This is a genomic window from Streptomyces sp. NPDC088762 (assembly GCF_044750905.1).
GTDB lineage: Bacteria > Actinomycetota > Actinomycetes > Streptomycetales > Streptomycetaceae > Streptomyces.
The window spans coordinates 22003-47802 of the sequence record NZ_JBIVKT010000001.1; the positions used below are offsets into that span (position 1 = coordinate 22003).

Annotated in this window: 16 protein-coding genes; 7 read left to right on the plus strand and 9 right to left on the minus strand. The window is 72.8% G+C overall.

Features of this window, described 5'->3' with window-relative positions; all coding sequences use genetic code 11:
- Nucleotides 1-50 precede the first annotated feature (50 nt).
- Nucleotides 51-5018 (plus strand): NAD-glutamate dehydrogenase, encoded by a 4968-nt coding sequence (locus tag ACIP5M_RS00100; RefSeq protein ID WP_401190252.1) that lies wholly within the window; start codon nucleotides 51-53, stop codon nucleotides 5016-5018.
- A gap of 174 nt (nucleotides 5019-5192) precedes the next feature.
- On the opposite strand, the gene ACIP5M_RS00105 is transcribed toward ACIP5M_RS00100, so the two are convergent.
- Nucleotides 5193-5978, minus strand: coding sequence for an ABC transporter ATP-binding protein (locus ACIP5M_RS00105; RefSeq protein ID WP_401190254.1), 786 nt, complete (start codon nucleotides 5976-5978; stop codon nucleotides 5193-5195).
- Nucleotides 5971-6888: an ABC transporter permease gene (locus ACIP5M_RS00110; RefSeq protein ID WP_401190256.1), complete on the minus strand. Its 918-nt coding sequence runs from the start codon at nucleotides 6886-6888 to the stop codon at nucleotides 5971-5973. The genes ACIP5M_RS00105 and ACIP5M_RS00110 overlap by 8 nt, the downstream gene beginning before the upstream one ends.
- A gap of 147 nt (nucleotides 6889-7035) precedes the next feature.
- On the opposite strand from ACIP5M_RS00110, the gene ACIP5M_RS00115 reads away from it, so the two are divergent.
- Nucleotides 7036-7656, plus strand: coding sequence for a TetR/AcrR family transcriptional regulator (locus tag ACIP5M_RS00115; protein ID WP_401190258.1), 621 nt, complete (start codon nucleotides 7036-7038; stop codon nucleotides 7654-7656).
- 217 nt (nucleotides 7657-7873) lie between these two features.
- On the opposite strand, the gene ACIP5M_RS00120 is transcribed toward ACIP5M_RS00115, so the two are convergent.
- From ACIP5M_RS00120 to ACIP5M_RS00140, 5 genes are all read right to left on the minus strand, one after another.
- Entirely contained in the window at nucleotides 7874-10117 is a 2244-nt protein-coding gene (locus tag ACIP5M_RS00120) for a CDP-glycerol glycerophosphotransferase family protein (protein ID WP_401190260.1), read from the minus strand.
- 110 nt (nucleotides 10118-10227) lie between these two features.
- Nucleotides 10228-11199 (minus strand): carbohydrate ABC transporter permease, encoded by a 972-nt coding sequence (locus tag ACIP5M_RS00125; protein WP_401190262.1) that lies wholly within the window; start codon nucleotides 11197-11199, stop codon nucleotides 10228-10230.
- Entirely contained in the window at nucleotides 11196-12542 is a 1347-nt protein-coding gene (locus tag ACIP5M_RS00130; RefSeq protein ID WP_401190264.1) for a carbohydrate ABC transporter permease, read from the minus strand. Before ACIP5M_RS00130 ends, ACIP5M_RS00125 begins: the two co-directional genes overlap by 4 nt.
- 4 nt (nucleotides 12543-12546) lie before the next feature.
- Nucleotides 12547-13908, minus strand: coding sequence for an ABC transporter substrate-binding protein (locus tag ACIP5M_RS00135; protein ID WP_401190266.1), 1362 nt, complete (start codon nucleotides 13906-13908; stop codon nucleotides 12547-12549).
- 96 nt (nucleotides 13909-14004) lie between these two features.
- On the minus strand, nucleotides 14005-17490 hold the full coding sequence (locus tag ACIP5M_RS00140; RefSeq protein WP_401190268.1) for an FtsK/SpoIIIE domain-containing protein: 3486 nt from the start codon (nucleotides 17488-17490) through the stop codon (nucleotides 14005-14007).
- A gap of 415 nt (nucleotides 17491-17905) precedes the next feature.
- Here ACIP5M_RS00140 and ACIP5M_RS00145 point away from each other — a divergent pair, with 415 nt between their 5' ends.
- Together ACIP5M_RS00145 and ACIP5M_RS00150 are read left to right on the plus strand one after the other, a co-directional pair.
- Entirely contained in the window at nucleotides 17906-19639 is a 1734-nt protein-coding gene (locus tag ACIP5M_RS00145; protein ID WP_401190270.1) for a protein kinase, read from the plus strand.
- A 161-nt stretch (nucleotides 19640-19800) separates the two neighbouring features.
- Nucleotides 19801-21054, plus strand: a complete 1254-nt coding sequence (locus ACIP5M_RS00150; RefSeq protein WP_401190272.1) for a serine/threonine-protein kinase — start codon at nucleotides 19801-19803, stop codon at nucleotides 21052-21054.
- A gap of 44 nt (nucleotides 21055-21098) precedes the next feature.
- On the opposite strand, the gene ACIP5M_RS00155 is transcribed toward ACIP5M_RS00150, so the two are convergent.
- Nucleotides 21099-22100: an isopenicillin N synthase family dioxygenase gene (locus ACIP5M_RS00155; RefSeq protein WP_401190274.1), complete on the minus strand. Its 1002-nt coding sequence runs from the start codon at nucleotides 22098-22100 to the stop codon at nucleotides 21099-21101.
- Between the two features lie 327 nt (nucleotides 22101-22427).
- Here ACIP5M_RS00155 and prfB point away from each other — a divergent pair, with 327 nt between their 5' ends.
- Complete coding sequence (prfB, locus tag ACIP5M_RS00160) at nucleotides 22428-23537, plus strand: peptide chain release factor 2 (protein ID WP_401190276.1); 1110 nt, start codon at nucleotides 22428-22430, stop codon at nucleotides 23535-23537.
- 108 nt (nucleotides 23538-23645) lie between these two features.
- Here the strand turns inward: prfB and ACIP5M_RS00165 are convergent, their stop codons facing one another.
- On the minus strand, nucleotides 23646-23837 hold the full coding sequence (locus tag ACIP5M_RS00165) for a hypothetical protein (protein WP_215018373.1): 192 nt from the start codon (nucleotides 23835-23837) through the stop codon (nucleotides 23646-23648).
- A gap of 253 nt (nucleotides 23838-24090) precedes the next feature.
- Here ACIP5M_RS00165 and ftsE point away from each other — a divergent pair, with 253 nt between their 5' ends.
- A complete protein-coding gene (ftsE, locus tag ACIP5M_RS00170; protein ID WP_069923855.1) occupies nucleotides 24091-24780 on the plus strand; it encodes a cell division ATP-binding protein FtsE in 690 nt (229 codons plus the stop codon).
- A gap of 17 nt (nucleotides 24781-24797) precedes the next feature.
- Nucleotides 24798-25757 carry a permease-like cell division protein FtsX gene (gene ftsX / locus ACIP5M_RS00175; protein WP_401190279.1) on the plus strand — a complete coding sequence of 320 codons (960 nt, stop codon included), beginning with the start codon at nucleotides 24798-24800 and terminating at the stop codon, nucleotides 25755-25757.
- The last annotated feature ends 43 nt before the right edge of the window (nucleotides 25758-25800 follow it).

A 25800-nucleotide genomic window follows, 5' to 3' on the forward strand; every position in this document is an offset into this window, starting at 1 on the left:
TTCCTTCACCACCTACGTCACGCAATGGCGCGCGACAGGAGCCCGAGGACATGCAGACCAAGCTGGACGAAGCAAAGGCCGAGCTGCTCACGCGAGCGGCCCGGGTAGCTGAGAACAGCCCGGCCGGGGGGCTACTTCCGACTGGGTCCGAGCAGGGGGAGCGTCCGGACCAGGACACCGTGCTCGCCTACCTCCAGCGCTACTACCTGCACACCGCCCCCGAGGACCTCTTGGACCGGGACCCGGTCGACGTGTTCGGGGCAGCACTCTCCCACTACCGGCTCGCCGAGAACCGGCCGCAGGGCACCGCGAACGTCCGCGTGCAGACCCCCACGGTCGAGGAGAACGGCTGGACCTCCAGCCACTCGGTCGTCGAAGTGGTGACGGACGACATGCCCTTCCTCGTGGACTCCGTGACCAACGAGCTGTCCCGTCAGGGCCGCGGCATCCACGTCGTGATCCACCCGCAGGTCGTCGTCCGCCGTGACATCACCGGCAAGCTGATCGAGATCCTCGGCCCGGACTGCGACGCCCACGGCCCCCGCACCGCGCGCCCGCACGACTCCCTTGTCGAATCCTGGATCCACGTCGAGATCGACCGCGAGACCGACAAGGCCGACCTCAAGCAGATCACCGTCGACCTGCAGCGCGTCCTGTCCGACGTCCGCGAGTCCGTCGAGGACTGGGAGAAGATGCGCGACGCCGCGCTGCGCATCGCCGAAGGCCTGCCCGAGGAGCCCACCGCCCCGGACCTGCGCGAGTACGAGCTCGAAGAGGCCCGCGAGCTGCTGCGCTGGCTCGCCGACGACCACTTCACCTTCCTCGGCTACCGCGAGTACAACCTCGTCGACGGCGACTCCCTGGCCGCCGTGCCCGGCACCGGCCTCGGCATCCTGCGCTCCGACCCGCACCACAGCGGCAAGGACGACGGCCACCCGGTCTCGCCGTCCTTCAACCGGCTGCCCGCCGACGCGCGCGCCAAGGCGCGCGAGCACCGCCTGCTGGTCCTGACCAAGGCCAACAGCCGCTCCACCGTGCACCGCCCGTCCTACCTGGACTACGTGGGCGTCAAGAAGTTCGACGCCGAGGGCAACGTCGTCGGCGAGCGCCGCTTCCTCGGCCTGTTCTCGTCCGCGGCGTACACCGAGTCCGTGCGCCGCGTCCCCGTCATCCGCCGCAAGGTGAGCGAGGTCCTCGAAGGCGCCGGCTTCGCGCCGAGCAGCCACGACGGCCGCGACCTGCTGCAGATCCTGGAGACGTACCCGCGCGACGAGCTGTTCCAGACCCCGGTCGACAAGCTCCGCGAGATCGTCACCTCCGTCCTGTACCTCCAGGAACGCCGCCGGCTGCGGCTGTACCTGCGCCAGGACGAGTACGGGCGCTACTACTCGGCGCTCGTCTACCTGCCGCGCGACCGCTTCACCACCGGTGTCCGGCTGCGCCTGATGGACATCCTCAAGGAGGAGCTCGACGGCATCAGCGTCGACTTCACCGCCTGGAACACCGAGTCGATCCTCTCGCGCATCCACTTCGTCGTCCGCGTCCCGCAGGGCAAGGAACTGCCCGTCCTCACCGACGCCGACGTCGAGCGCATCGAGGGCCGCCTCGTCGACGCCGCCCGCTCGTGGGCCGACGGCTTCTCCGAGGCCCTGGTTGCGGAGCTCGGCGAGGAGCGTGCCGCCGAGCTGCTGCGCAAGTACGGCACCTCCTTCCCCGAGGGCTACAAGGCCGACCACTCGCCGCGCGCCGCCGTCGCCGACCTGTGCCACCTGGAAAAGCTCTCCGCCAGCGAGCGCCCGTTCGCGCTCTCCCTGTACGAGCCGGTCGGCGCGGGCCCCGGCGAGCGCCGGTTCAAGATCTACCGCACCGGTGAGCAGGTCTCGCTCTCCGCGGTCCTGCCGGTGCTCCAGCGCCTGGGCGTCGAGGTCACCGACGAGCGCCCGTACGAGTTGCGCCGCTCCGACCGCGTCAGCGCCTGGATCTACGACTTCGGCCTGCGGATGCCGCTGTCCTCGGGCACCGGGGACTCCTACCTCGGCGACGACGCCCGCGAGCGCTTCCAGGAGGCCTTCGCGGCCGTCTGGACCGGCGAGGCCGAGAACGACAACTTCAACACCCTGGTCCTGAGCGCCGGGCTCACCTGGCGGCAGGCCGTCGTCCTGCGCGCGTACGCCAAGTACATGCGCCAGGCCGGCTCCACCTTCAGCCAGGACTACATGGAGGACACCCTCCGCAACAACGTCCACACCACCCGGCTGCTGGTCTCCCTCTTCGAGGCCCGGATGGCTCCCGTCCGGCAGACCGCCGGCAGCGAGCTCGTCGACGCCATGCTGGAGGAGCTGGACGGGGCCCTGGACCAGGTCGCCTCGCTGGACGAGGACCGCATCCTGCGCGCCTTCCTCACCCTCATCAAGGCCACCCTGCGGACCAACTTCTTCCAGCTGAACTCGGCGGGCGAGCCGCACTCCTACGTCTCGATGAAGTTCGACCCGCAGGCCATCCCGGACCTGCCGGCGCCGCGCCCGGCCTTCGAGATCTGGGTGTACTCCCCGCGCGTCGAGGGCGTCCACCTGCGCTTCGGCAAGGTCGCCCGAGGCGGCCTGCGCTGGTCCGACCGCCGCGAGGACTTCCGTACGGAGATCCTCGGCCTGGTCAAGGCGCAGATGGTCAAGAACACCGTCATCGTGCCGGTCGGCGCCAAGGGCGGCTTCGTCGCCAAGAACCTGCCCGACCCGTCGGTGGACCGCGACGCCTGGCTCGCCGAGGGCATCGCCTCGTACAAGATCTTCATCTCGGCGCTGCTCGACATCACCGACAACATGGTCGCCGGCGAGGTCGTGCCCCCGAAGGGCGTGGTGCGCCACGACGAGGACGACACCTACCTCGTCGTCGCCGCCGACAAGGGCACCGCCACCTTCTCCGACATCGCCAACGGGGTCGCGGAGTCGTACGGCTTCTGGCTCGGCGACGCCTTCGCCTCGGGCGGCTCGGCCGGCTACGACCACAAGGGCATGGGCATCACCGCCCGCGGTGCCTGGGAGTCCGTCAAGCGGCACTTCCGGGAGCTCGGCCACGACACCCAGACCCAGGACTTCACCGTCGTCGGCGTCGGCGACATGTCCGGCGACGTCTTCGGCAACGGCATGCTGCTCTCCGAGCACATCCGCCTGGTGGCGGCGTTCGACCACCGGCACATCTTCATCGACCCGACGCCGGACGCGGCCACCTCCTACGCCGAGCGCCGCCGCCTGTTCGACCTGCCGCGCTCCTCGTGGGCCGACTACGACGCCTCGCTGCTCTCCACGGGCGGCGGCATCCACCCGCGCAGCGCCAAGTCCATCCCGGTCAACGCCCACGTCCGCGAGGCCCTCGGGATCGAGGCGGGCGTCACCAAGATGACCCCGGCCGACCTGATGAAGGCCATCCTCCAGTCCCCGGTCGACCTGCTGTGGAACGGCGGCATCGGTACGTACGTCAAGGCGACGACTGAGACCCACTCCGACGTCGGCGACAAGGCCAACGACGCCATCCGCGTCAACGGCTCCGAGGTGCGGGCCAAGGTCATCGGCGAGGGCGGCAACCTCGGTCTGACCCAGCTCGGCCGCATCGAGTTCGCCCGCAGCGGCGCCGGCGGCGAGGGTGGCAAGGTCAACACCGACGCCATCGACAACAGCGCGGGCGTGGACACCTCCGACCACGAGGTGAACATCAAGATCCTGCTCAACGCGGTCGTCACGGACGGCGACATGACCGTCAAGCAGCGCAACAAGCTGCTCGCCGAGATGACCGACGAGGTCGGCCGGCTGGTGCTGCGCAACAACTACGCGCAGAACACCGCCCTCGCCAACGGCGCGGCGCAGGCCCCCAGCCTGCTCCACGCGCAGCAGCGCTTCATGCGCCGCCTGGAGCGCGAGGGACGGCTCGACCGGGCGCTGGAGTTCCTGCCCACCGACCGGCAGATCCGCGAACTGCTGAACAACGGCAAGGGCCTGACCCAGCCGGAGCTGGCCGTCCTGTTCGCCTACACCAAGATCACGGTGGCGGACGAACTCATCCACACCGGGCTGCCGGACGACCCGTACCTGCAGCGCCTGCTGCACCAGTACTTCCCGGCCGCCCTGCGCGACAAGTTCCCCGAGCAGATCGACGCGCACGCGCTGCGCCGGGAGATCATCACCACGCTCCTGGTCAACGACACCGTCAACACCGGCGGTTCGACCTTCCTGCACCGCCTGCGCGAGGAGACCGGGGCCTCCCTGGAGGAGATCGTCCGGGCGCAGCTCGCGGCCCGCGAGATCTTCGGCCTGGCCGAGGTGTGGGACGCGGTCGAGGCCCTCGACAACGAGGTCGCCGCCAGCGTCCAGACCCGGGTGCGGCTGCACTCGCGCCGCCTGGTCGAGCGCGGTACCCGCTGGCTGCTGAACAACCGGCCGCAGCCGCTGGAGATCACCGAGACCATCGGCTTCTTCGCGGACCGGGTGGCCCAGGTCTGGTCCGAGCTGCCGAAGCTGGTGCGCGGCGCCGACCTGGAGTGGTACCAGTCGGTCATGGACGAGCTGGTCGGCGAGGGCGTCCCGGAGGAGCTGGCGGCCAAGGTGGCCGGGTTCTCCTCCGCCTTCCCGACGCTCGACGTCGTCGCGATCTCGGACCGGACGGGCGTGGACCCGCTGGCCGTCGCCGAGGTGTACTACGACCTCGCCGACCGCCTGGACATCACCCAGCTGATGGACCGCATCATCGACCTGCCGCGGGCCGACCGCTGGCAGTCCATGGCCCGCGCGTCCATCCGCGAGGACCTGTTCGCGGCGCACGCGGCGCTGACGGCCGATGTGCTGTCGGTCGGCAACGGCGACTCGACTCCCGAGGAGCGCTTCAAGGCGTGGGAGGAGAAGAACGCGGCGATCATCGGGCGGGCGCGCACGACCCTGGACGAGATCCAGGGTTCGGACGCCTTCGACCTGGCGAACCTGTCGGTGGCGATGCGGACGATGCGGTCGCTGCTGCGCGCGCACAGCTGATCGCTGCCCCCTTCTGAACGCCAACGGGCCGGGCCCGGGACCTGTGCGGGTCCCGGGCCCGGCCCGTTGTTCTGGTGGTGTGCCGGGTGGCGGGCGCGTGCGGCGCCGTTGCGGGGGCTCTGCCCCCGAGCCCCCGCGCCTCAAACGCCGGCGGGGCTGGAGGCCGGACACCCCCTAGCGGCGCGTAAAGGCTTCGTAGGCGGCGCAGACCTCCGAGGAGGGGCCGTCCATGCGCAGGGTGCCCGATTCCAGCCAGAGGGCGCGGTCGCAGGTTTCGCGGACCGTGCCGATGCCGTGGCTGACCAGGAAGACGGTTCCGGCGCGTTCGCGGAGTTCCTCGATGCGGGCCTGGCTGCGGCGCTGGAAGGCCGCGTCGCCCGTGGCCAGCGCCTCGTCGATCATCAGGACGTCGTGGTCCTTGGCGGCGGCGATGGAGAACCGCAGGCGGGCGCCCATGCCGGAGGAGTAGGTACGCATCGGCAGGGAGATGAAGTCGCCCTTCTCGTTGATCCCGGAGAAATCGACGACGTCCTGGTAGCGGTCCTTGATCTGCTGCCGGCTCATGCCCATCGCGAGGCCGCCGAGGATGACGTTGCGTTCGCCGGTCAGGTCGTTCATCAGGGCGGCGTTCACGCCGAGCAGCGAGGGCCGGCCGTGCGAGTAGACCGTGCCGCCGGCCACCGGCTGGAGGCCGGCGATGGCCTTGAGCAGGGTGGACTTCCCCGAGCCGTTGGAGCCGATGAGGCCGATGGCCTCGCCCTCGTACGCGGTGAAGCTGACGCCCTTCACGGCGTGCACCTCGCGGATGCCGGGGGCGGGCTTGCGGGAGAAGACCCGGCTGAGGGCGGCGGTGGCGCCGCCCTTGGGAGTGCCGCCGCCGTGGACCTTGTAGACGACGTGGACCTCGTCCGCGATCACGGTGGGGGTCGGGGTCGGGGTCGGGGTTGCGGTGTCAGCCACGGCCGTACTCCTCCTCCGCCTTCCAGAAGTAGACGAATCCGCCGGCGCCGGCGAGCAGGGCCCAGCCGACGGCGATCGGCCAGACGTGCCGGGGCAGCGAGTGCGCCTGGAAGCTGTCGATCAGGGCGAAGCGCATGAGGTCGATGTAGACCGCTGCGGGGTTGAGCTTGAGGGCCGTCGACACCCAGTGCGGGAGCTGGTCCGTCCTGAGGATTTGGTCGATGGACCACATGACGCCCGAGGAGTACATCCAGGTGCGCAGGACGAACGGCATCAGCTGGCTGACGTCCGGGTTCTTGCTGCCGATACGGGCCATGACCAGGGCGCAGCCGGCGGCGAAGACGGCCATGAGGAGGAGGGTGGGGGCCGCCAGGAGCCAAGCCGGGTTCGGGGTCTGGCCGAAGGCGAGCAGCAGGATGATCAGCGCGCCTATGGTGACGAGCAGTTGCTGGAAGAGCTGGACGACGGTGGAGAGGGGCAGGCTCGCGCGGGGGAAGTGCAGGGCGCGGACCAGGCCGAGGTTGCCGTGGACGGAGCGGGTGCCGGCGTTGACCGAACTGCCGATGAAGTCCCAGACGAAGACGCCCGTGATCAGGAACGGCACGTAGTCGGACACGCCGTGGCTGGCGCGCATGACGACGCCGAAGACGAAGTAGTAGACCGCCGCGTTGAGCAGCGGGGTCGCCAGGTGCCAGACCTGGCCGAGCTTCGCGGTGCTGTACTGCGCCTGCATGCGGGCGGTCGCGTAGGCGGTGACGAAATGGCGGCGATCCCAGAGCTGCGCCGCGTAGCGGTGCAGCGGGGGGCGGGCGCCGCTGGGGGTCAGGCCGTGGGCGGCCGCCAGGGCGGCGCGCTGTGCGGAGGTCGCGGGGGCCCGGGCGGGCCTCGGGGGTGCGGTCGTCGGGGTCACGGGGGTCGCTTTCGCCGGGGTCGGGGCGTCGCTCGACGATGGGACGGGTCCGTATCGTCGCTACGGTGAGACTAGGGATTCTGGCGTCGGGACGCAACCGTATCGTCGTGACGCATGGGTGACGGCGTGCGCGGCTATGCTCGGTGCATGACCACGGACCCTGACGCCACCGCCACCCCCGCCCGCCGTGCCCCCGCCGGGGCCGCCGTCCTGCGTGAGGACGTGACCGAGGCGATCAGGGAGGCGGTCGTCGAGGAACTGGCGTCCGTCGGCTTCGCGCGCATGTCCATCGAGGGCATCGCGCGGCGCGCGGGCGTCGGCAAGACGGCGGTCTACCGGCGGTGGAAGTCGAAGCTGCACCTGGTGCTGGACCTCGTGGCCGTCTTCGCCGTGGACGGACTGCCGGTGCCGTCGACGGGGTCGCTGTACGGGGACGTACGGGCCCTGCTGGAGGTCACGTCGCACGTGCTGCGGCACCCGGTGGCCTCGGCGGTCATCCCCGACCTGCTGGTGGAGGCGGCGCGGAATCCGGAGATCGCGGACGCGGTGCGGGGGGCGCTGCTGGACGGGCAGCGGCGGATGGCGTCGGGGATCGTGTCGGAGGCGGTCGCGCGGGGGGAGCTGGAGGAGGGGGCGGATCCGGAGCGGGCGCTGGACCTGGCGATCGGGCCGCTGTACTGGCGGCAGGTCGTCGTCCGGGACGCCGTCCCGGAGGGGTACCTCGACGAGCTGGCGCGGTCGGTGGTGGCGGGGCTGCGGGCCGCCTGACCGCCGGCTGGCGCTGCGCGCGGACTTCCCCCACCCCGCCCCTTCCGGAAACCGTGGGCTCCGCCCCCGGACCCCGCGCCCCACACGCCGGCGAGGCTGGAATTGCCGGGGGGTCCGCGCGGCTCAGAGATTCGGGGCTCCGCCCCGCACCCCGCTCCTCAAACGCCGGAGGGGCTGGATTTCGCTCCCGTCCGCACTCGGCCGCACCCGAACTCCCCTACGGCCAGGCCGGGGTGAGGGTCGGGGCCGGGGCCGCCGGGCAGGGGCGGCGCTCTGCCAGGGGGACGACCGCCGGGGCCGGGGCGGGGTGGCCCAGGAAGACGTGGCGGACCACGCGTTCCGCCGCGTGGCCGTCGTCGTACGAGCAGAAGCGGGCGCGGAAGGCCGAGCGCAGCTGCGCGGAGCGGGAGCCCTGCCAGTGCCCGGTGGCGAAGATGTCGATCAGCTCGTCCTCGGTCCGGGCGATCGCGCCCGGCGGGAAGCCGCGCAGGTCGAAGTAGGTGCCGCGGGCGGCCTCGTACGCCTCCCAGTCGTCCGCGTGGATCACGATCGGCCGGTCCAGCACCGCGTAGTCGAACATCAGGGACGAGTAGTCGGTGACGAGCGCGTCCGACGCCAGGCAGAGTTCCTCCACCGAGGGGTACGAGGACACGTCCAGCAGGCGGGGGTGCGGCTCCCACGCGCGATCGGTGTCCGCGTACGTCAGGTGGGTGCGCGTGAGCAGCGTGAAGCGGGGGCCCAGGTCGCGCAGCACCCGCTCGAAGTCCAGGTGGTCCGGCCGGCTGCGCCGGTAGTCGCGGTGCGTGGGCGCGTACAGGATCGCCGTCGTGCCGGGCGGGATGCCGAGCCGCTCGCGCAGGTCGAGGACGTCGGCCTGAGTGGCCCGGTGGAACAGGTCGTTGCGGGGATAGCCGTATTCCAGCGTCGTGTACGAGGACGGGACCGCCTTCTCCCAGACGAGCGTGGAGTGCCGGTTCGCGGAGAGCAGGTAGTCCCACTGGTCGGCGCCGCGCAACAGGCCCGCGAAGTCCGTCGTCGGCGTGGCCGCCGGGCGGTCCTGCAGATCGAGGCCGACCCGCTTGAGCGGGGTCCCGTGCTGGGTCTGGACCAGGACCTGGCCCGGGCGCTTGACCAGCGCGCGGTCGAAGTTGACGTTCGTGACCAGGTAGGAGGCCCTGGCCAGGGCGGTCCAGTACGCCGCCGAACCCGGCCGCAGCGCCGCGGTCTCCCGGGGGAGGGTCGAGGCGTGCGCCGGGTCGCAGATCCATGCGGTGCGCATCCGCGGCGCCAGCTCCCGCAGCTTCGCCTCGATCGCCGCCGGGTTGCAGGCGTAACCGCCGTGCCAGTAGGCGGAGAAGACGGCCAGCTCGGGGCGGAGCGGGAGGAGGCGCTGCATCCGGTAGTGCAGGCGCAGGGCGGTTTCGCGCAGGCCCCGCGACAGGGACGAGGCGCCGGCGCGCGCGGCCACCGCGGCCGAGCGCAGCGCCGACAGCAGCCCGTACGTGCGCCGGACCCCCAGCCGCATCAGGGTGTGCCGCAGCTGGTCGGTGCGGGACAGGGACAGGGGCAGGGCCCCGCCGCCGCCCGGGGCCCGGTGGCGGCGCAGCAGGGCGGAGGCCCGGCGGAAGAACTCGGCGCGGCCGGCGCGCGGGAGACGGCGGGGGTCGGCGTACACGGTGCAGAAGTGCTCGGCCATCCGCCGGTGCACGGTGGGACGCCAGCGCTCCAGTTCGGGACGGCCGGCGAGGTACCCGAAAACCCTCTCGTACTGGTCGAAGACGTCCAGGTGACGGGGGCTGGTGGTGGTCAGGATCGAGCCGGTCCGCCGCTGGCGGTAGTGCACGCACACCCGGTCCAGGACGGCGACGGACTCCGCCGCCAGCAGCGCCGGATAGGTCCAGGGGGTGTCCTCGTACAGGCCGGGCGGGAACCGGAGGCCCTCGCGTTCCACGTACTCCCGGCGGTACGTCTTGTTCCACACCACCATCAGCATGCCGAGCAGCGCCGGGCGGTCGGCGAGGCGGAAGCTGGCGGGGCCCTCCTCCGAGAGGCGGTGGGAGAGGCGGTTGCGGACCAGCTCCCCGGTCCAGAAGGTGCGCGCGTAGTCGTAGACCAGCACGTCGGGGGAACCGGTGGCCTTCAGCCGGTCGGTGATGGCCTGCAGGGCGCCGGGCGCGAGGGTGTCGTCGCCGTCGAGGAAGACGAGGTAATCGCCCGTGGCCCGGGCCAGACCCGCGTTGCGGGCCGGGCCCAGCCCGAGGTTGTGCGCCAGGTGTACGGCGGTGACCCGGGGATCCCGCGCCGCGTACTCGTCGATGATCGAGCCGCAGGCGTCCGGGGAGGCGTCGTCGACCGCGATCAGTTCCAGATCCGGGTACGACTGCGTCAGGACCGAGTCCAGACTCTCCTGGAGGTACGCCTGGACCTTGTACGCGGGCACGATGACGCTGAACCGGGGCACGGCACATCCAGGGGTCGGCGGGCGGGATATTTCCCTGGAACCCCCGGCGTGGTGTTCGGGTTACGCAGCGTGCGGCATTCGGGTTACGCAGCGTCAGCACCGCACGTCGGTCACTTGACGGCGCCCGCCATCACCCCCGTGACGAACTGCCGCTGGAAGGCGAAGAAGACGACGAGCGGGACCACCATCGACAGGAAGGCGCCGGGCGCCAGCACGTCGATGTTGTTCCCGAACTGCCGTACCTGCTGCTGGAGGGCGACGGTGACGGGCGGGTGCGCCGAGTCCGCGAAGACGAGGGCCACCAGCATGTCGTTCCAGACCCAGAGGAACTGGAAGATGCCGAGCGAGGCGATCGCCGGGCCGCCCAGCGGCATCACCACCCGGGCGAACAGCCGCAGTTCGCCCGCTCCGTCGAGGCGGGCCGCCTCCAGCAGCTCGCGCGGGATCTCGGCGAAGAAGTTCCGCAGCAGGAACACCGCGAAGGGCAGCCCGAAGGCCGTGTGGAAGAGGACCACGCCGGCGGTGGTCTCGAACAGCCCGATGGAGCCGAAGAGTTCGGAGACCGGGATCAGCGCCACCTGTACGGGGACGACGAGCAGCCCGACGACGACGAGGAAGAGCCAGTCCCGGCCGGGGAACTCCAGCCAGGCGAAGGCGTACCCGGCGAAGGCGCCCAGCACGAGGACGAGGAGCGTGGCCGGGACGGCGATCGCGACGGTGCTGAGCAGGGAGCCGGTGATCGTGTCGTTGGCCAGCAGGCGGGAGTAGTTCTCCGCCGTCAGCCGGGAGGGCGCGGTGAGCACCTGCCACCAGCCGCCCTGGTTGAGGTCGGTGGGGGAGAGGAAGGAGGAGACGAGCAGGCCGAGCGTGGGCAGCAGCCAGAAGAGCGCGGCGGCGACGAGGAAGAGGCGCAGCGCCCCGCCGGAGACCCGCCCCACCAGGCCGCCCGCCGTCCGCTTGGAGGTGGGCAGGCCGCCCCCGGCCCGGGCGGCTGCCGCCGGCCCGGCCACCGGTGATCCGGCTGCCGCCGGTGCGGGCGCGTCCGGTGCGAGCGCGGCCGGGGTGTGGTCGGGGACCGTCATCGGGAGCTCTCCTTTCGGAGGCGGCGGATGTTCACCAGCATCACCGGAATCACCAGCACCAGGAGCAGTACGGCGATGGCACTGCCCAGGCCCGGGTCGGCGTCCGTGCCGAAGGAGGTCCGGTACAGCTGGAGCGCGAGCACGTTCGCGTCGTCCTGCACCGCACCCGGCGCGATCACGAAGACCAGGTCGAAGATCTTCATCACGTTGATGACGAGCGTCACGAGGACCACCGCCAGCACCGGCGCCAGCAGCGGCACGGTGATCCGGCGGAACACCTGCCACTCGTTCGCCCCGTCCACGCGCGCCGCCTCCAGCAGCTCCCGCGGTACGGCCGCCAGCCCGGCCCCGATCAGCACCATCGCGAAACCGGCCCACATCCATACGTACGCCCCGATGACCGCCGGGGTGACGAGCGTGGGACCGAGCCACTCCACGCCCGCGTACGCCTCCCGGAAGTTCGACGCGGGCAGCCGCAGCCGCGCCCCGTCGGCCTTCGCGGACAGGGTGAAGGTGCCGTCGGCGCGGGTGGTCGCCGAATCGACCACCTTTCCGTCCTTCACCGCCTCGACGCGCATGCCCGCGAAGGCCTGCTCGCCGGGGCCGACCACGTTCGTGACGCCGCCCCCGCCGCGCGTGAAGTCCTGCCACGCGGTCCCGGTGACCTTGCCCGGTTCGGCGGCCGCCGCCCTGGCGGTACGGGTCCCTTCGGGCAGGGCCTCCGGAGCCACCCCGACCAGCGGCAGGAGCGCCACCGCGCCGGCCCGTACCGGCTCGCGCGTCACGAACGCGCCTCCCGCGGCGGGCTCCAGCGGCGAATCCCGGCCCGGGCGGGCCTTCGGGAAGGCCGAGGACTCCGCGAAGGTGTCGTGCACCCCGACCCAGACCGCGTTGGCGACGCCCCGGTCGGGGTCGTGGTCGTAGACGAGGCGGAAGATGATGCCGGCGGCCAGCATCGAGATCGCCATCGGCATGAAGACGAGGAGCTTGAACGCCGTGCCCCAGCGCACGCGTTCGGTCAGCACCGCGAAGATCAGGCCGAGGGCGGTGGCCGTGGTCGGGGCGAGCACCACCCACAGCGCCGTGTTCTTCAGGGCGGTGCGGATGGTGTCGTCGGTCAGGATCTCCCGGTAGTTGCCGGCGCCGACGAAGGCGTCCCCCGACCGGTCGAAGAAGCTGCGGTAGACCGAGTACCCGATCGGGTGCACGACGAGCGCGCCGAGCAGCACGAACGCCGGCAGGAGGAACGCCGCCGCGATCAGTCGGCGCCGCCGGGCCTCCGCGGAGCGGGCGGTCTTCCCTCCGGCCGCCGTCGGGGCCGGAGGGGTGGCCGTGGCCGTCACGGGGCTAGTTCCCGTAGGCCTTGGCCGCGTCCGCCTCCAGTTTCGCCTGGGCCCCCGCCACGTCCGCGGGGTTCGCCAGGAAGTCCTGGAGCGCCTTCCACTCGCCCGCGCCCGGGGTCCCGCCGAAGGCCGCGGGAGCCTGGTCCGACATGTCGAAGCGGAAGTCGTCGCCCGCCGCGATCAGCGCCTTGGCGATGCCCCGCTGGATGTCGTTCGGGTACGCGGCCGGATCGACCGCCTTGTTCGGGGAGACGAAACCGCCCGCGCGGGCCTGGATCGCGGCCGCGTCCGGCGAGGCCAGGAAGGTCAGCAGGGCCTGGGCGCCCTTCGACGGCTTCAGCGCGACCGCCACGTCACCGCCCGAGACCACCGGCGCCTTGGCCCCGACCGCCGGGAAGGGGAAGACCAGGGCGTCCTCGCCGACCTTGGCCTCCGTCTGCGCGATGTTCACCGCCACGAAGTCGCCCTCGTAGACCATCGCCGCCGCCGGCCGGTCCCCGCCGGTGAAGGTCTGCGTCACCGACTTCGGGAACTCGGTGGAGAGGGCACCGCTCGGCCCGCCCGCCAGGAAGTCCTTGCGCCCGAACAGCTCGCCCAGCGTGGTCAGCGCCTGCTTGACGCTGTCGTCCGTCCACTTGATCTGGTGCTTGGCCAGCTGGTCGTACTTCTCCGGGCCCGCCTGGGAGAGGTAGACGTTCTCGAACCAGTCGGTGAGCGTCCAGCCGTCCGCGCCCGCCACCGACACGGCCGGCGTGCCGGAGGCCGACAGCGTGTCGGCCGCGGTGATCAGCTCCTTCCAGGTGGTCGGGGGCTTGACCCCGGCCGCCTCGAAGGCCTTGGCGTTGTACCAGATCAGCGACTTGTTGGCGGCCTTGTAGTAGACGCCGTACTGGGTGCCGTCGACCGCGCCCAGCTTCCTCCAGCCCGCCGAGTAGTTCTTGTCGAGCTGGGCCTGGGCCTCCGGGCCCACCGGCTGCGCCCACTTGTTCTGCACCGCCGAGACCAGCGCCCCGACCTGCGGCAGCAGCGCGACGTCCGGCGGCTGCCCACCCGCGATCTTCGAACCGAGGAAGGTGACGATGGGGTCCTGGGCCGGCACGAAGGTGACGGAGGCGCCCGTCCGCTTCTCGAACTCCTTCAGGACCTTGGTGAAGTTCTCCTGCTCGGGGCCCGTCCAGACCGCCGCGACCTCCAGCTTTTCGCCGTTCAGCTGCGGTAACGCCAGCGACGACGGGGCCGACACCGTGCCGCCCTGCGCCGGTTCCTTCTTCTCGCCGTCCCCTCCGCACGCGGTGAGGACGAGGGTGCCCGCCGCCGCGAGCGCCGCCCAGCCGAGTGCCGTACGGCCCGTTCCGTGCCTGCGCATGGTTCTGCCCCCGATGCCCGTGGTGTGTCCCGGACCACAAGGTCTACGCCGACCCGCGCGCCCCCGCAATACCGCCTCGCGGGGGCGCGGTCGAGGTCACGGTGCGGGCGGGAACACCACCGGAGCCGCCGAGACCAGGTGCGAGGCCCGCTCCAGGGCGCTGGCCAGCAGCGCGAGGTCGGTCGGCCCGTTGCCCAGCTCGCGCACCGGGCGGCGGGCCGGTGGATCGCCCATCCGCTCCCACTCCACCGGGACCACAGTCGGTCTCTGGGTCGCCGTCCGCGGTATCCGGCCCGTGACCCGGCCCGCCTGGAACGGCACCGTACGGCCGTCGGCGTACCGCAGCAGGCCACGGCCCGGGCCCGGCTGGTCCGGGGCGTCGAGCTCCACGCGCAGGGTCGTCAGCCGGGCCAGCTCGGTGTCGGCCGTCCGGTCCGGGCGGGCGGTGGTGGCGACCAGGTGCACGCCGAGCCGGGCGCCTTCGCGGGCCACCCCCTCCAGGATCCGGACCACCGAACCGGCGGCGGGCCGGCCCGTACTGCCGAGGCCCGGCGCGACCAGCGCGTCGAAGTCGTCGACCAGGACCACCAGCCGGGGCAGCGGGCTCGGCCCGGCCGGATCGGTCCGGGTCGCCGCGGGGCGCAGCCGCAGCGTGCCGGAGCGCTGGGGATCCAGGTCGCCGAGCTGCTCGCCGGGGGAGGGCCGGCGGGGCGAGACCATTCGGTCGGACACCTCCCGCCGGGCGTGCCAGTCGGAGAACGGCACCCCGTCGAGCAGTTCGTGGCGGCGCTTGAGCTCCGCGCCCAGCGCCTGGGCGAACTCCCGCATGCGCAGCGGGTCGGAGGCCACCAGGTGGGCGGCCACGTGCGGGAGTTCGGTACAGGGCAGCAGCCCGTCGCCGCGCTCGCCGCCGGCGCCGTCCAGCAGGACCAGCCCGAGCCGGTCGGGCCGGGCGGCCGCGGCCAGCGACGCCGCGACCGAGCGCAGCAGCTCCGTGCGGCCGCTGCCGGCGGGGCCCTCGATCAGCAGGTGCGGGCCGTCGTGGACCAGCTCGGCGCCGACCGTGCCGCGCCGCCCGCTGCCGAGCACGACCTCGGCCAGGCCGCCCACGCCCTGCCCCTGCTCGGTGGCGGCGGCCCAACGGGCCATCAGGGACGCCGGGGTGGCCCGGGCCAGCCCGAGCTCGTCCAGCAGCCGGGCGGTGGCGGGCAGGGCGGCGGCGGCCGGCCGGTACGGCTCGGCGGGGCCGCCGTCGGCGCGCAGGGGCGCCAGTGCCCGGGCGAACCGCTCGGCCCAGGCCGCGGAGACGGCGTCGGCGGTGGCGGTGCCGCCGACCGGGGCGGGCCGGCCCCCGCTGACCGCGAAGGTCCGTACGGCCGTGGCCACGTCCCCGCTCAGCAGGGCGACGGTGGTGCAGTCACGGAAGGCGGGGGCGCTCGCGCAGGCGGCCTCGTACGTCTCGGTGACGGGGGAGGCGGGCGTGGCGGCGGGCGCCTCGGCCAGGACCAGCACGTGGATGCCCGCGGCCGGGCCGTGGGAGGCGAGCCGGCCGGTGATGTCGCGCAGCGGGCCGGCGCCGGGATCGCCGTCGAGGACGACGAGCGTGTACGGGCCCCCGTAGGCGTCGGCGGCCTGCCGCACCTGCGCGGGACCGGCGGCCGCCCAGTGCGGTCCGAGCGGTCCGTCGTCGAGGCGCCGGGTCAGTTCACCCGTACGGGCGACGGCCTGGTCGCGGTCGTAGGCGAGCAGCAGCCGGCAGTCCTGGCCGTGCGCGGGCCGTACGTGGGGCAGCCAGCCGAGCCAGCCCCAGTCGCGGCGCCGCTCGGGCAGGGGCCGGGCCCGGTCGGTGGAGAGCAGCACGATCTCCAGCTGCCCCGGTGCGTGCAGGCCGGCCAGCTGGGCGACGGCCCAGCGGGCCACCCCGGCGAGGCGGGCCCGCGGCCCGGCGACGCCGAGGGAGCCGACGGCGCGCAGCGGGACCCGGCTCCCGGCCCCGAGGCCCAGCTCCAGCACGGCGGGATGTCCGGGCGTACGGGACCACAGCCGCTCGGTGGGTCCCAGTGCGGCCAGCAACAGGGCCGCGGGGTCATCGGGGCCGGGCACGGCCGGGGCCGCCACCGCCGCCTCGGCCACCACCTCCTCGACGTCCTCCCCCCGCACCCACTTCCGAGCCCAGGCCCCCAGCCCCTTCCGCCGCCCGCCACCGCGCTCGCCGGCACCGGCCCCGGAGCCGCCCCCGCCACCCGGCCCGAAGCCGGACCCGGCACCCGGCCCCGACCCGCCACCCGGCCCCGACCCGGCACCCGGTCCGAAGCCGGACCCGGCTGCCGGTCCCGCGCCGGACCCGGCTGCCGACCCGGCTACCGGTCCCGGGCCAGAGCCGGGGTGCAGCCCCGCCCCTGCCCCGGGCGCCGAGCCGCCGCCCCAGCCGGCCTCGGCGGCCCCGGATTGCGCCGGCCCCAGCCCGGCGGGGTTGTCCCCCGCGACGGGCCCCCCTGCGCCGGAGGCGCCCGGATCGGCGGACCGGAACCCGGCGGGGTGCCCGCCCGCGACGGGCCACTGCGCGCCGGAGGCGCCGGGGTGTGCGGGGCGGAGCCCCGGTCGGTCGGGGTCGGGGGCGGAGCCCCCGTTTCGGGAAGGGGCGGGGTGGGGGAAAGTCTCCTGCGCCCCGCCCGAGGCACCCGGGCCCGAGCCGGAGCGGTACCCGGCCCCGGAGGTGCCCCCGCCCGCCCCGGAGGCACCCGCGCCCACCCCGGAGGCACCCGCGCCCACCCCGGAGGCACCCGCGCCCACCCCGGAGGCACCCGCGCCCACCCCGGAGGCACCCGCGCCGGCGGCCCCGCCCGGGCCGGAGCCCGAGCCGTAGCCCCCGCCGGAGGCGTCGGACGCCGAGTCGGACCCCCCGTACCCCCCGAAGGCCGGGCCGGACCGGTTCGGGAGCGAGAGGTGCCCCTCCAGGTCCGGAGCCACCGGCAGCGGAGCGGCGCCCGTACCCGCCGGGGCGAGCCGCAGGGTGGACTCCCCCACCCGCAGCAGCGCCCCCGGCGGCAGCGCCACCGGCCGGGGGCCCACCGCGACGCCGTCCAGCGCGGTGCCGTTCGTCGAGTCCAGGTCGGCCACCGCCACCCGCCCGTCCGCCAGCACCGTCACCGCGCAGTGCAGCCGCGACACGTCGGGGTCGTCCAACGGGACATCGGCGTCGGCGGACCGGCCGACCCGGATCTGCCCGCTGTGCAGCAGGTGCACCCCGCCCGCGTCGGGCCCGGAGACCACGTGCAGCTGGGGCGCCCCGAGGCTCTCCTCCGGCAGGACGTCCGGCACCGGCACGTGCAGCGCCAGCACCGCTCCGTCCACGAGCGGAGGCTCTCCCAGCACCCGCCGCTGGAGGTCGAGCCGCTCGGCGCCGGCGTAGAGCACGATCGTGCCCCCCGTATCGGGCCCGCCGACGGTCGCCGCGAGCCCGGAGGCGACCGCGGCCAGCGCGGTCCCGGCCGGCGCGGTGACGAGCACGTCACAGCTCACGGGTGCGGTCGCGGTCTGGTGGCCGCTGCGCGACCCAAGGACGGTCAGCCGGATCTGCATCGCCGTCAGCGGTCCCTTCTGCGCGGTGCGCGGTGCGTGCGCCCGGCAGGGGACGTCCCGGACACGGCTGCCCGCTCACACCCCCCACCCGGCACGGACGCGTGGTCCGGTCAGGTCTGCCGGAAGGCGGGGCTCCCGTCCCGTGCCGTTCCGTACGGGTGCATCCTCGCACCTGTCGCCCACAACACGCCCGGCACCCGCCGACAAGTGATCTTGATCGGTCGCGGCCTGGCATGGAGGTGAGGAAAGCAGAGGAAAATCGCCTCCGGCATACCCCCCAAACATCACTCTTCGTACATATGTACGGCAACCAACCTCCGGCACCCGGCGTCTTCCACGGGGACACCCCCTAGAGTGGGCCGGAAAAACCATCAGCGAATCGACCACAGCAGACGACAGCAGGGGAGCGCGAGACGTGCGGCCAGTCGGCAGCAAATATCTGCTCGAGGAGCCGCTCGGGCGCGGCGCCACGGGCACCGTCTGGCGTGCCCGCCAGAGGGAGACCGCCGGCGCGGAGGCGGCCGTCGCCGGGCAGCCCGGCGAGACCGTGGCCATCAAGGTCCTCAAGGAGGAGCTGGCCCAGGACGCGGACATCGTCATGCGCTTCCTGCGTGAACGCTCGGTCCTGCTGCGCCTGACGCATCCCAACATCGTGCGCACCCGCGACCTCGTCGTCGAGGGCGACCTGCTGGCCCTGGTCATGGACCTGATCGACGGCCCGGACCTGCACAAGTACCTCCGCGAGAACGGCCCCTTCACCCCGGTCGCGGCGAGCCTGCTGACCGCCCAGATCGCGGACGCGCTCGCCGCCAGCCACGCCGACGGCGTCGTCCACCGCGACCTGAAGCCCGCCAACGTGCTGCTCGACGAGCGCGGCGGCCAGATGAAGCCGATGCTCACCGACTTCGGCATCGCGCGGCTCGCGGACTCCCCGGGCCTGACCCGCACCCACGAGTTCGTCGGCACCCCGGCCTACGTGGCCCCGGAGTCCGCCGAGGGCCGCCCGCAGACCTCGGCCGTCGACATCTACGGCGCCGGCATCCTGCTCTACGAGCTCCTCACCGGCCGCCCGCCCTTCGCCGGCGGCACGGCGCTCGAAGTCCTCCACCGCCACCTCAGCGAGGACCCGCAGCGCCCCGCCACCGTGCCCGAGGCGCTGTGGACCGTCATCGAGCGGTGCCTGCGCAAGGAGCCGAACGAGCGGCCCAGCGCCGAGAACCTGGCCCGCGGCCTGCGCGTGGTCGCCTCCGGCATCGGCGTGCACAGCGCCCCCGCCGAGGTGGAGGCCGCGCTCGGTGTCGGCGCGCTGCTCGCGCCCGACCCCTCGCCCGCGCCCGTCCCCGCCACCCCCGGTGCCGCGGACGCCACCCAGGTCCTGCCCGGGGGCGCCGGCTCGCCCATGGGTGCCTACGACCCCAACGCCATGACCAGCGTCATGCCGCCGGTCGGCGCGTCCGACGCCACCTCCGTGCTGCCGAGCACCGGAGCCGGCGGGGCCGACCCGACCTCCGTGATGCCCCCGGTGGAGCGTCCGGACCAGCCGCACCCGTGGCAGACGCAGATGCGGGCCGCCCGCGACCGCAACGAGCAGACGCAGATGCAGTACCTCGACCCGAGCGAGGACCCCCTGCGCCGCCGCCCCCAGCGCCAGGCGCCCCCGCCGCCGCAGTACCGGCCCCAGCAGCAGTACCGGCAGGGCCCGCCGCAGCAGCAGCAGTATCCGCAGGGCCAAGGGCAGGGCCAGTACCAGCAGCCGCCGCAGCAGCAGTACGCGCCCCCGCCGCCGCCCCAGCACTACCAGCCACAGCAGCACCAGCCCCAGCCCTACCAGCAGCCGCAGACGCCCCGGCAGCAGCCCCCGCAGGCTCCGCCGCCCCGGCAGCAGCCCCCGCGCGAGCCGCGCGAGCCGCGCCGCCGCAGCGCCAACCCGGTGCGGATCCCCGGCTTCGGCTGCCTCAAGGGCTGCCTGGTCATGATCCTGCTGTTCTTCGTGGCGGGCTGGCTGATCTGGGAGCTGACCCCGCTCCAGGAGTGGGTCGGCACCGGCAAGGGCTGGTTCGACCAGGTGTGGACCTGGGGTTCCGAGGTCGTCGACTGGATCGGCACCATCGGGGACGCGGCCGGCTCCTCGGGGTCCAACGCGCCCTGACCGGACCCCCGTAGCGATGAGTTCGTGGATTTGTCGACTTCTGGGACAAGTTTTCGCTCGCAGAAGTGAAGGTCACCGCGAATCCGGCCCCCTGCTGGCCTCCAACGCCCACCCGGCCGCGTAGCTTTGGGTGCGTTGGGCCAGCCGCTGAGGGAGCAGTCGTGGCACGGAAGATCGGCAGCCGGTACACCGCGCACCAGATCCTGGGGCGCGGCAGCGCGGGGACGGTATGGCTGGGCGAGGGACCGGACGGGCCCGTCGCGGTCAAGCTGCTGCGCGAGGACCTCGCGTGCGACCAGGAGCTGGTCGGACGCTTCGTCCAGGAGCGCAGCGCCCTGCTCGGCCTGGAGCATCCGCACGTGGTCTCCGTCCGCGACCTCGTCGTCGACGGCAACGACCTCGCCCTCGTCATGGACCTCGTACGGGGTACGGACCTGCGCACGCGCCTCGACCGGGAACGGCGGCTCGCCCCCGAGGCGGCCGTGGCGATCGTCGCGGACGTGGCCGACGCGCTGGCGGCGGCGCACGCGGCGGGCGTGGTGCACCGGGACGTCAAGCCGGAGAACGTCCTGCTGGACATGCAGGGGCCGCTCGGGCCGGGCGGGTCCCATCCCGCGCTGCTGACCGACTTCGGCGTGGCCAAGCTGATCGACACCCCCAAGCGCGCCTCCGCGGGACGGGTGACGGCTCCGACGACCCGGATCATCGGCACGCCGGACTATCTGGCGCCGGAGATCGTGGAGGGCCTGCCGCCGCGTGCCGCGGTGGACATATACGCGCTGGCCACGGTCCTGTACGAGCTGCTGGCCGGCTTCACCCCCTTCGGCGGCGGGCATCCGGGCGCGGTGCTGCGGCGGCACGTCACGGAGACGGTCGTCCCCCTCCCGGGGATCCCCGACGAGCTGTGGCAGCTGATCGTGCAGTGCCTGGCGAAGGCCCCCGCCTCCAGGCTCCGCGCCTCGGAGCTCTCGGTCCGCCTGCGGGACCTCCTGCCGCTCCTGGCGGGGATGCCGCCGCTCGACGTGGACGAGCCGGACGACGCGGAGCCGGAGCCGGGCCCCCCGGAGGAACCGGCGGCGGCGGACCCGGTCCGCCGCCGGGGCGTCGTCCCGCTGGTACCGGGCTCCTCCACGGACTCCAACCGGGACACCCACACCTCGATGCGGGTACCGGGGCCGGACGAGCTGGCGGGCGGCGCGCTGGGCACCGCCCGGGTCCCCCGGCCGGCCGGCGGCCACCGGCCCGGCTCCGCCCGGCACCGCGCGGAGGCGGCCCGCAAGCGGCGGCTGGTCATGACCGCCTCGGCGGCGGCCCTGGCGGCCGCCATCGGCCTGGGCACGTGGCTGGCCGTGTCCGACGACGACGCCCCGCCCCCGCCCCGGGACACCACGCACTCGTCCCCCTCCCAGCCGTAGGGGTCACCGGCGCGCGGCTCCCGGAGCCGGGCGGAGGCCCGGGGTCAGGGTGCGAGGAGGTCCGGGTGCCAGCGGCGGGCCACCGCGGGGTGGGCCCTGACCCAGCCCTTGAGCTCGTTGCGGCCGTACTCCGCGTGGAGCGGATTCGCGGCGTCGTGCGCCACCCCCGGCGCTTCCCGCAGGTAGTCGCCCGGGACCGTGTCGACCACCGCGTCGAGCCGCGGGTTGTAGAAGAACGGCACCGAGTACCGCTCCACCGCCCCCGGCGGACTCACCACCCGGTGGTCGGTCGCCGTCAGGTAGCCCTCCGTCGCGATCTCCAGCAGCTCACCCAGGTTCACCACGAAGGCGCCGGGAAGGGGAGGCACGTCCAGATAGCCGCCGTCCCGGACCACCTGCAGCCCGCCCACCGAGTCCTGGAGCAGCAGCGTCAGGAATCCGTAGTCCTTGTGGGCGCCCACCCCCTGGTCCGCGCCCGACGGCGCCGACCCCGGGTAGCGGATCAGCTTGGTGTGCAGGTGGGGACGGTCCGCGAAGGCCGCGTCGAAGAAGTCCGACGGGGCGCCGATCGAGGCGAGGAGCTCCTGGAGCAGGCGGTGGGCCACCGCCGCGAGGCGGGACTGCCAGTCCAGGACCACCGTCCGTAGCTCCGGCAGCGCCGCCGGCCACTGGTTGGGACCCTCCAGCCACAGGTACGGCGGGTCCTGCGGCCCCACCACCGGCGCGGGCCGCTCGGCGCCCACGTCCAGCTGGTCCCGCCAGTCGGAGGCCCCGCCGGTCAGCTCGTGGCCGATCCGGGTGTAGCCGCGGAAGTGCGGGGAGTTCAGATTGCTCACGGCGAGCCGGTCGGCCTCCGGGAGGGCGAAGAAGGCCCTGGTCAGCTCCAGGATGCGGGCGCTCTCGGCGGCGGTGACGCCGTGCCCGGTGAGGTGCAGGAAACCGGTGTCCCTGGCCGCTGCGTGCAGCTGCTTCAGGAAGCCCGGCCGCAGCTCGGGATCGTCGGCCTGGGAGAGGTCAAGGACGGGCAGGGTGTGCGCGGACGGCATGACGGCTCCGTTTCGGGATGTCACGGGGTCCTGTTCCCCAGAGGTGGCGGGGGCCGCGGGTGGGGCGGGGCCGCCGGCAGGGTTGGCGCCGGGGCCGCATGGCCGCGTACAGGACCAAGTCGGATCGGTGTGGATCAGGCTTGGGGACGGTCCGGCGGCTGACAGCTCGTCGTCGTGACCCGCATGTGGTCCACATGGCGGCGCTTCACGAGGCGCGTGACGACGAGAACGGTCATACCGTGAGCGTACGCCCGTACGACCACCCCCCAGTACGGGTGAATCGGCCTGCCCGGACGGCCTTGCCCGCGGACCGGCTACGCTGGACCCGTGGCAGTCGTCGATGTTTCCGAAGAGCTGAAGTCCCTCTCCTCGACCATGGGGTCGATCGAGGCCGTCCTGGACCTCGACAAGCTGAGGGCAGAAATCGCCGTGCTCGAGGAGCAGGCCGCCGCGCCGTCCCTGTGGGACGACCCGGACGCCGCTCAGAAGATCACGAGCAAGCTTTCGCACCTCCAGGCCGAGGTCCGCAAGACCGAGACCCTGCGCGGCCGCATCGACGACCTCGCGGTCCTCTTCGAGCTGGCCCAGGAGATGGAGGACGCGGACACCCTGGCCGAGGCGGAGGCCGAGCTGGTCGCCGTCCGCAAGGCGCTGGACGAGATGGAGGTCCGGACCCTCCTCTCCGGCGAGTACGCCGAGCGCGAGGCCCTGGTCAACATCCGCGCCGAGGCCGGCGGCGTCGACGCCTCCGACTTCGCCGAGCGCCTCCAGCGCATGTACCTGCGCTGGGCCGAGCGCCACGGCTACTCCACCGAGATCTACGAGACCTCGTACGCGGAAGAGGCCGGCATCAAGTCGACCACCTTCGTCGTCAAGGCCCCGTACGCCTACGGCACCCTCTCCGTCGAGCAGGGCACGCACCGTCTCGTGCGCATCTCCCCCTTCGACAACCAGGGCCGCCGCCAGACCTCCTTCGCGGGCGTCGAGGTGCTGCCGGTCGTCGAGACCAGCGACCACGTCGAGATCGACGAGTCCGAGCTGCGCGTGGACGTCTACCGCGCCTCCGGCCCCGGCGGCCAGGGCGTCAACACGACCGACTCGGCGGTGCGCATCACGCACATCCCGACCGGCATCGTGGTCTCCTGCCAGAACGAGCGCTCGCAGATCCAGAACAAGGCCAGCGCGATGAACGTGCTCCAGGCCAAGCTGCTGGAGCGGCGCCGCCAGGAGGAGCAGGCCAGGATGGACGCCCTCAAGGACGGCGGCAGCTCCTGGGGCAACCAGATGCGCTCCTACGTCCTGCACCCGTACCAGATGGTCAAGGACCTGCGGACGGAGTTCGAGGTCGGCAACCCGCAGGCGGTGCTCGACGGCGAGATCGACGGCTTCCTGGAGGCCGGCATCCGCTGGCGCAAGCAGCAGGAGCAGACCGCGTAGCCCCGTACGCACCCGTACGCGCGACGCGAGGAAGGGCCCGGACACCAGTGGTGTCCGGGCCCTTCCCGTACGTCTGATCGGTGCGTGGCACGCGAGCGGCCGCGCGGGCTACGCGGTCTGCTGGGCCACCAGCACCAGAGCTGCCACGAGGATCACCATGAGCGCGATGAGCGCCACGGGGTTCAGGCCGGAGAAGGGGCCCTCCTGCTGGAGGCGCTCCCGGTTCGCCCGGCACACAGGGCAGCGGCCCTGGCTTACGGGTGCGGCGCAGTTCGCGCACACGAGCCGGTCATATGTCATGCGCTCCTCCTCTCGTCCCCATCTCGCTGCGCCGTTCACGCCGCGACGCTTACTACAACGCGGCGGGGAACGAGACCGTTCCCCCTCCCACTGTGCCAGCTTCGCAGGCGTTCGGCGCGGCCCGTCCCGTCAATCACACCCAGGACCCTCCGGGACCAGGGGATAAATGGGGCAAGTCCGGATGCCGGGTCCACACCCCGCGCCCGTTCGCGTATGGTCACGCACACCTACTCCCGGCGACCGTGGTGCACCCGTGATCCGATTCGACAGCGTCTCCAAGTCCTACCCGAAGCAGAACCGCCCCGCACTCAGAGATGTCTCCCTCGACATCGCGAAGGGCGAGTTCGTCTTCCTGGTCGGCTCCTCCGGCTCCGGCAAGTCCACTTTCCTGCGGCTCATCCTGCGCGAGGAGCGGGCGAGCCACGGTCAGGTGCACGTCCTGGGCAAGGACCTCGCCAAGCTCTCCAACTGGAAGGTCCCGCAGATGCGGCGCCAGCTGGGGACCGTGTTCCAGGACTTCCGCCTCCTGCCCAACAAGACGGTGGCCGAAAACGTCGCCTTCGCGCAGGAGGTCATCGGCAAGCCGCGGGGCGAGATCCGCAAGGCCGTCCCGCAGGTCCTCGAACTGGTCGGCCTCGGCGGGAAGGAGGACCGGATGCCCGGCGAGCTCTCCGGCGGTGAGCAGCAGCGCGTGGCCATCGCCCGCGCCTTCGTCAACCGCCCCGCCCTGCTGATCGCGGACGAGCCCACCGGCAACCTCGACCCGCAGACCTCCGTCGGCATCATGAAGCTGCTGGACCGGATCAACCGGACCGGCACCACCGTCATCATGGCGACGCACGACCAGCAGATCGTGGACCAGATGCGCAAGCGCGTCATCGAACTCGAACAGGGCCGTCTCGTGCGCGACCAGTCGCGCGGCGTCTACGGCTACCAGCACTGAAAGGGCCCTGAGAGGCAATGCGCGCCCAGTTCGTCATGTCGGAGATCGGCGTCGGTCTCCGCCGCAATCTCACCATGACCTTCGCGGTCATCATCTCCGTGGCCCTGTCACTGGCCCTGTTCGGCGGCTCCCTGCTCATGCGCGAGCAGGTCAGCAGCATGAAGGGCTACTGGTACGACAAGGCCAACGTCTCGATCTACCTCTGCAACAAACAGGACGCCGAGCAGGCCGGCGAGGCCGCCAACAAGGCGGGGGGCGGGGACCTGGGCGTCGCCACCTGCCGCAAGGGCGCGGTGACCGACGAGCAGAAGAAGCAGATCGAGACCGAGCTCAAGCAGATGACCCTGGTCAAGTCCGTCGCCTACGAGTCGGCGGACGAGGCCTACAAGCACTACCAGGAGCAGTACGGCCACACCGCGCTGGCCGCCTCCATCACGCCCGACCAGATGCAGGAGTCCTTCCGGGTCAAGCTCAAGGACCCGGAGAAGTACAAGGTCGTCACCTCCGCCTTCGTCGGCCGCGACGGCATCCACACCGTCGACGACCAGCGCCAGTCGCTGGAGGCCCTCTTCGGGCTCCTCAACTCCGTCAACATCGCGGCGCTCGGCATCATGCTGATCATGCTGATCGTGGCCCTGCTGCTGATCGTCAACACGGTGCGCGTCTCGGCGTTCAGCCGCAGGCGGGAGACCGGGATCATGCGCCTGGTGGGCGCCTCCGGCTTCTACATCCAGTTCCCCTTCATCATGGAGGCGGCCGTCGCCGGTCTCATCGGCGCCTTCCTCGCCTGCGGCATGCTCGTCTCCGTCCAATACTTCGTGATCGACCACGGCTTCGGACTGCGCCACCGCATGGAGCTCATCGACTTCCTGGGCTGGGGAGCGATGATCGGCAAGCTCCCGTACGTCCTCTTCATCGGCCTCCTGATGCCCTCCATGGCCGCCTTCCTCGCCCTGCGCAAGTACCTGAAGGTGTGACAAGCGCCCCGCGAGCGGTCCGGTCAACCCTCCGTACCGGCGC

Coding starts and splice junctions, on each gene's coding strand:
- ACIP5M_RS00100 (WP_401190252.1), top strand. CDS start 51: ATGCAGACCAAGCTGGACGAAGCAAAGGCCGAGCTGCTCACGCGAGCG.
- ACIP5M_RS00115 (WP_401190258.1), top strand. CDS start 7,036: ATGACCACGGACCCTGACGCCACCGCCACCCCCGCCCGCCGTGCCCCC.
- ACIP5M_RS00125 (WP_401190262.1), bottom strand. CDS start 11,199: ATGACGGTCCCCGACCACACCCCGGCCGCGCTCGCACCGGACGCGCCC.
- ACIP5M_RS00135 (WP_401190266.1), bottom strand. CDS start 13,908: ATGCGCAGGCACGGAACGGGCCGTACGGCACTCGGCTGGGCGGCGCTC.
- ACIP5M_RS00140 (WP_401190268.1), bottom strand. CDS start 17,490: ATGCAGATCCGGCTGACCGTCCTTGGGTCGCGCAGCGGCCACCAGACC.
- ACIP5M_RS00155 (WP_401190274.1), bottom strand. CDS start 22,100: ATGCCGTCCGCGCACACCCTGCCCGTCCTTGACCTCTCCCAGGCCGAC.
- ACIP5M_RS00165 (WP_215018373.1), bottom strand. CDS start 23,837: ATGACATATGACCGGCTCGTGTGCGCGAACTGCGCCGCACCCGTAAGC.
- ftsX (WP_401190279.1), top strand. CDS start 24,798: ATGCGCGCCCAGTTCGTCATGTCGGAGATCGGCGTCGGTCTCCGCCGC.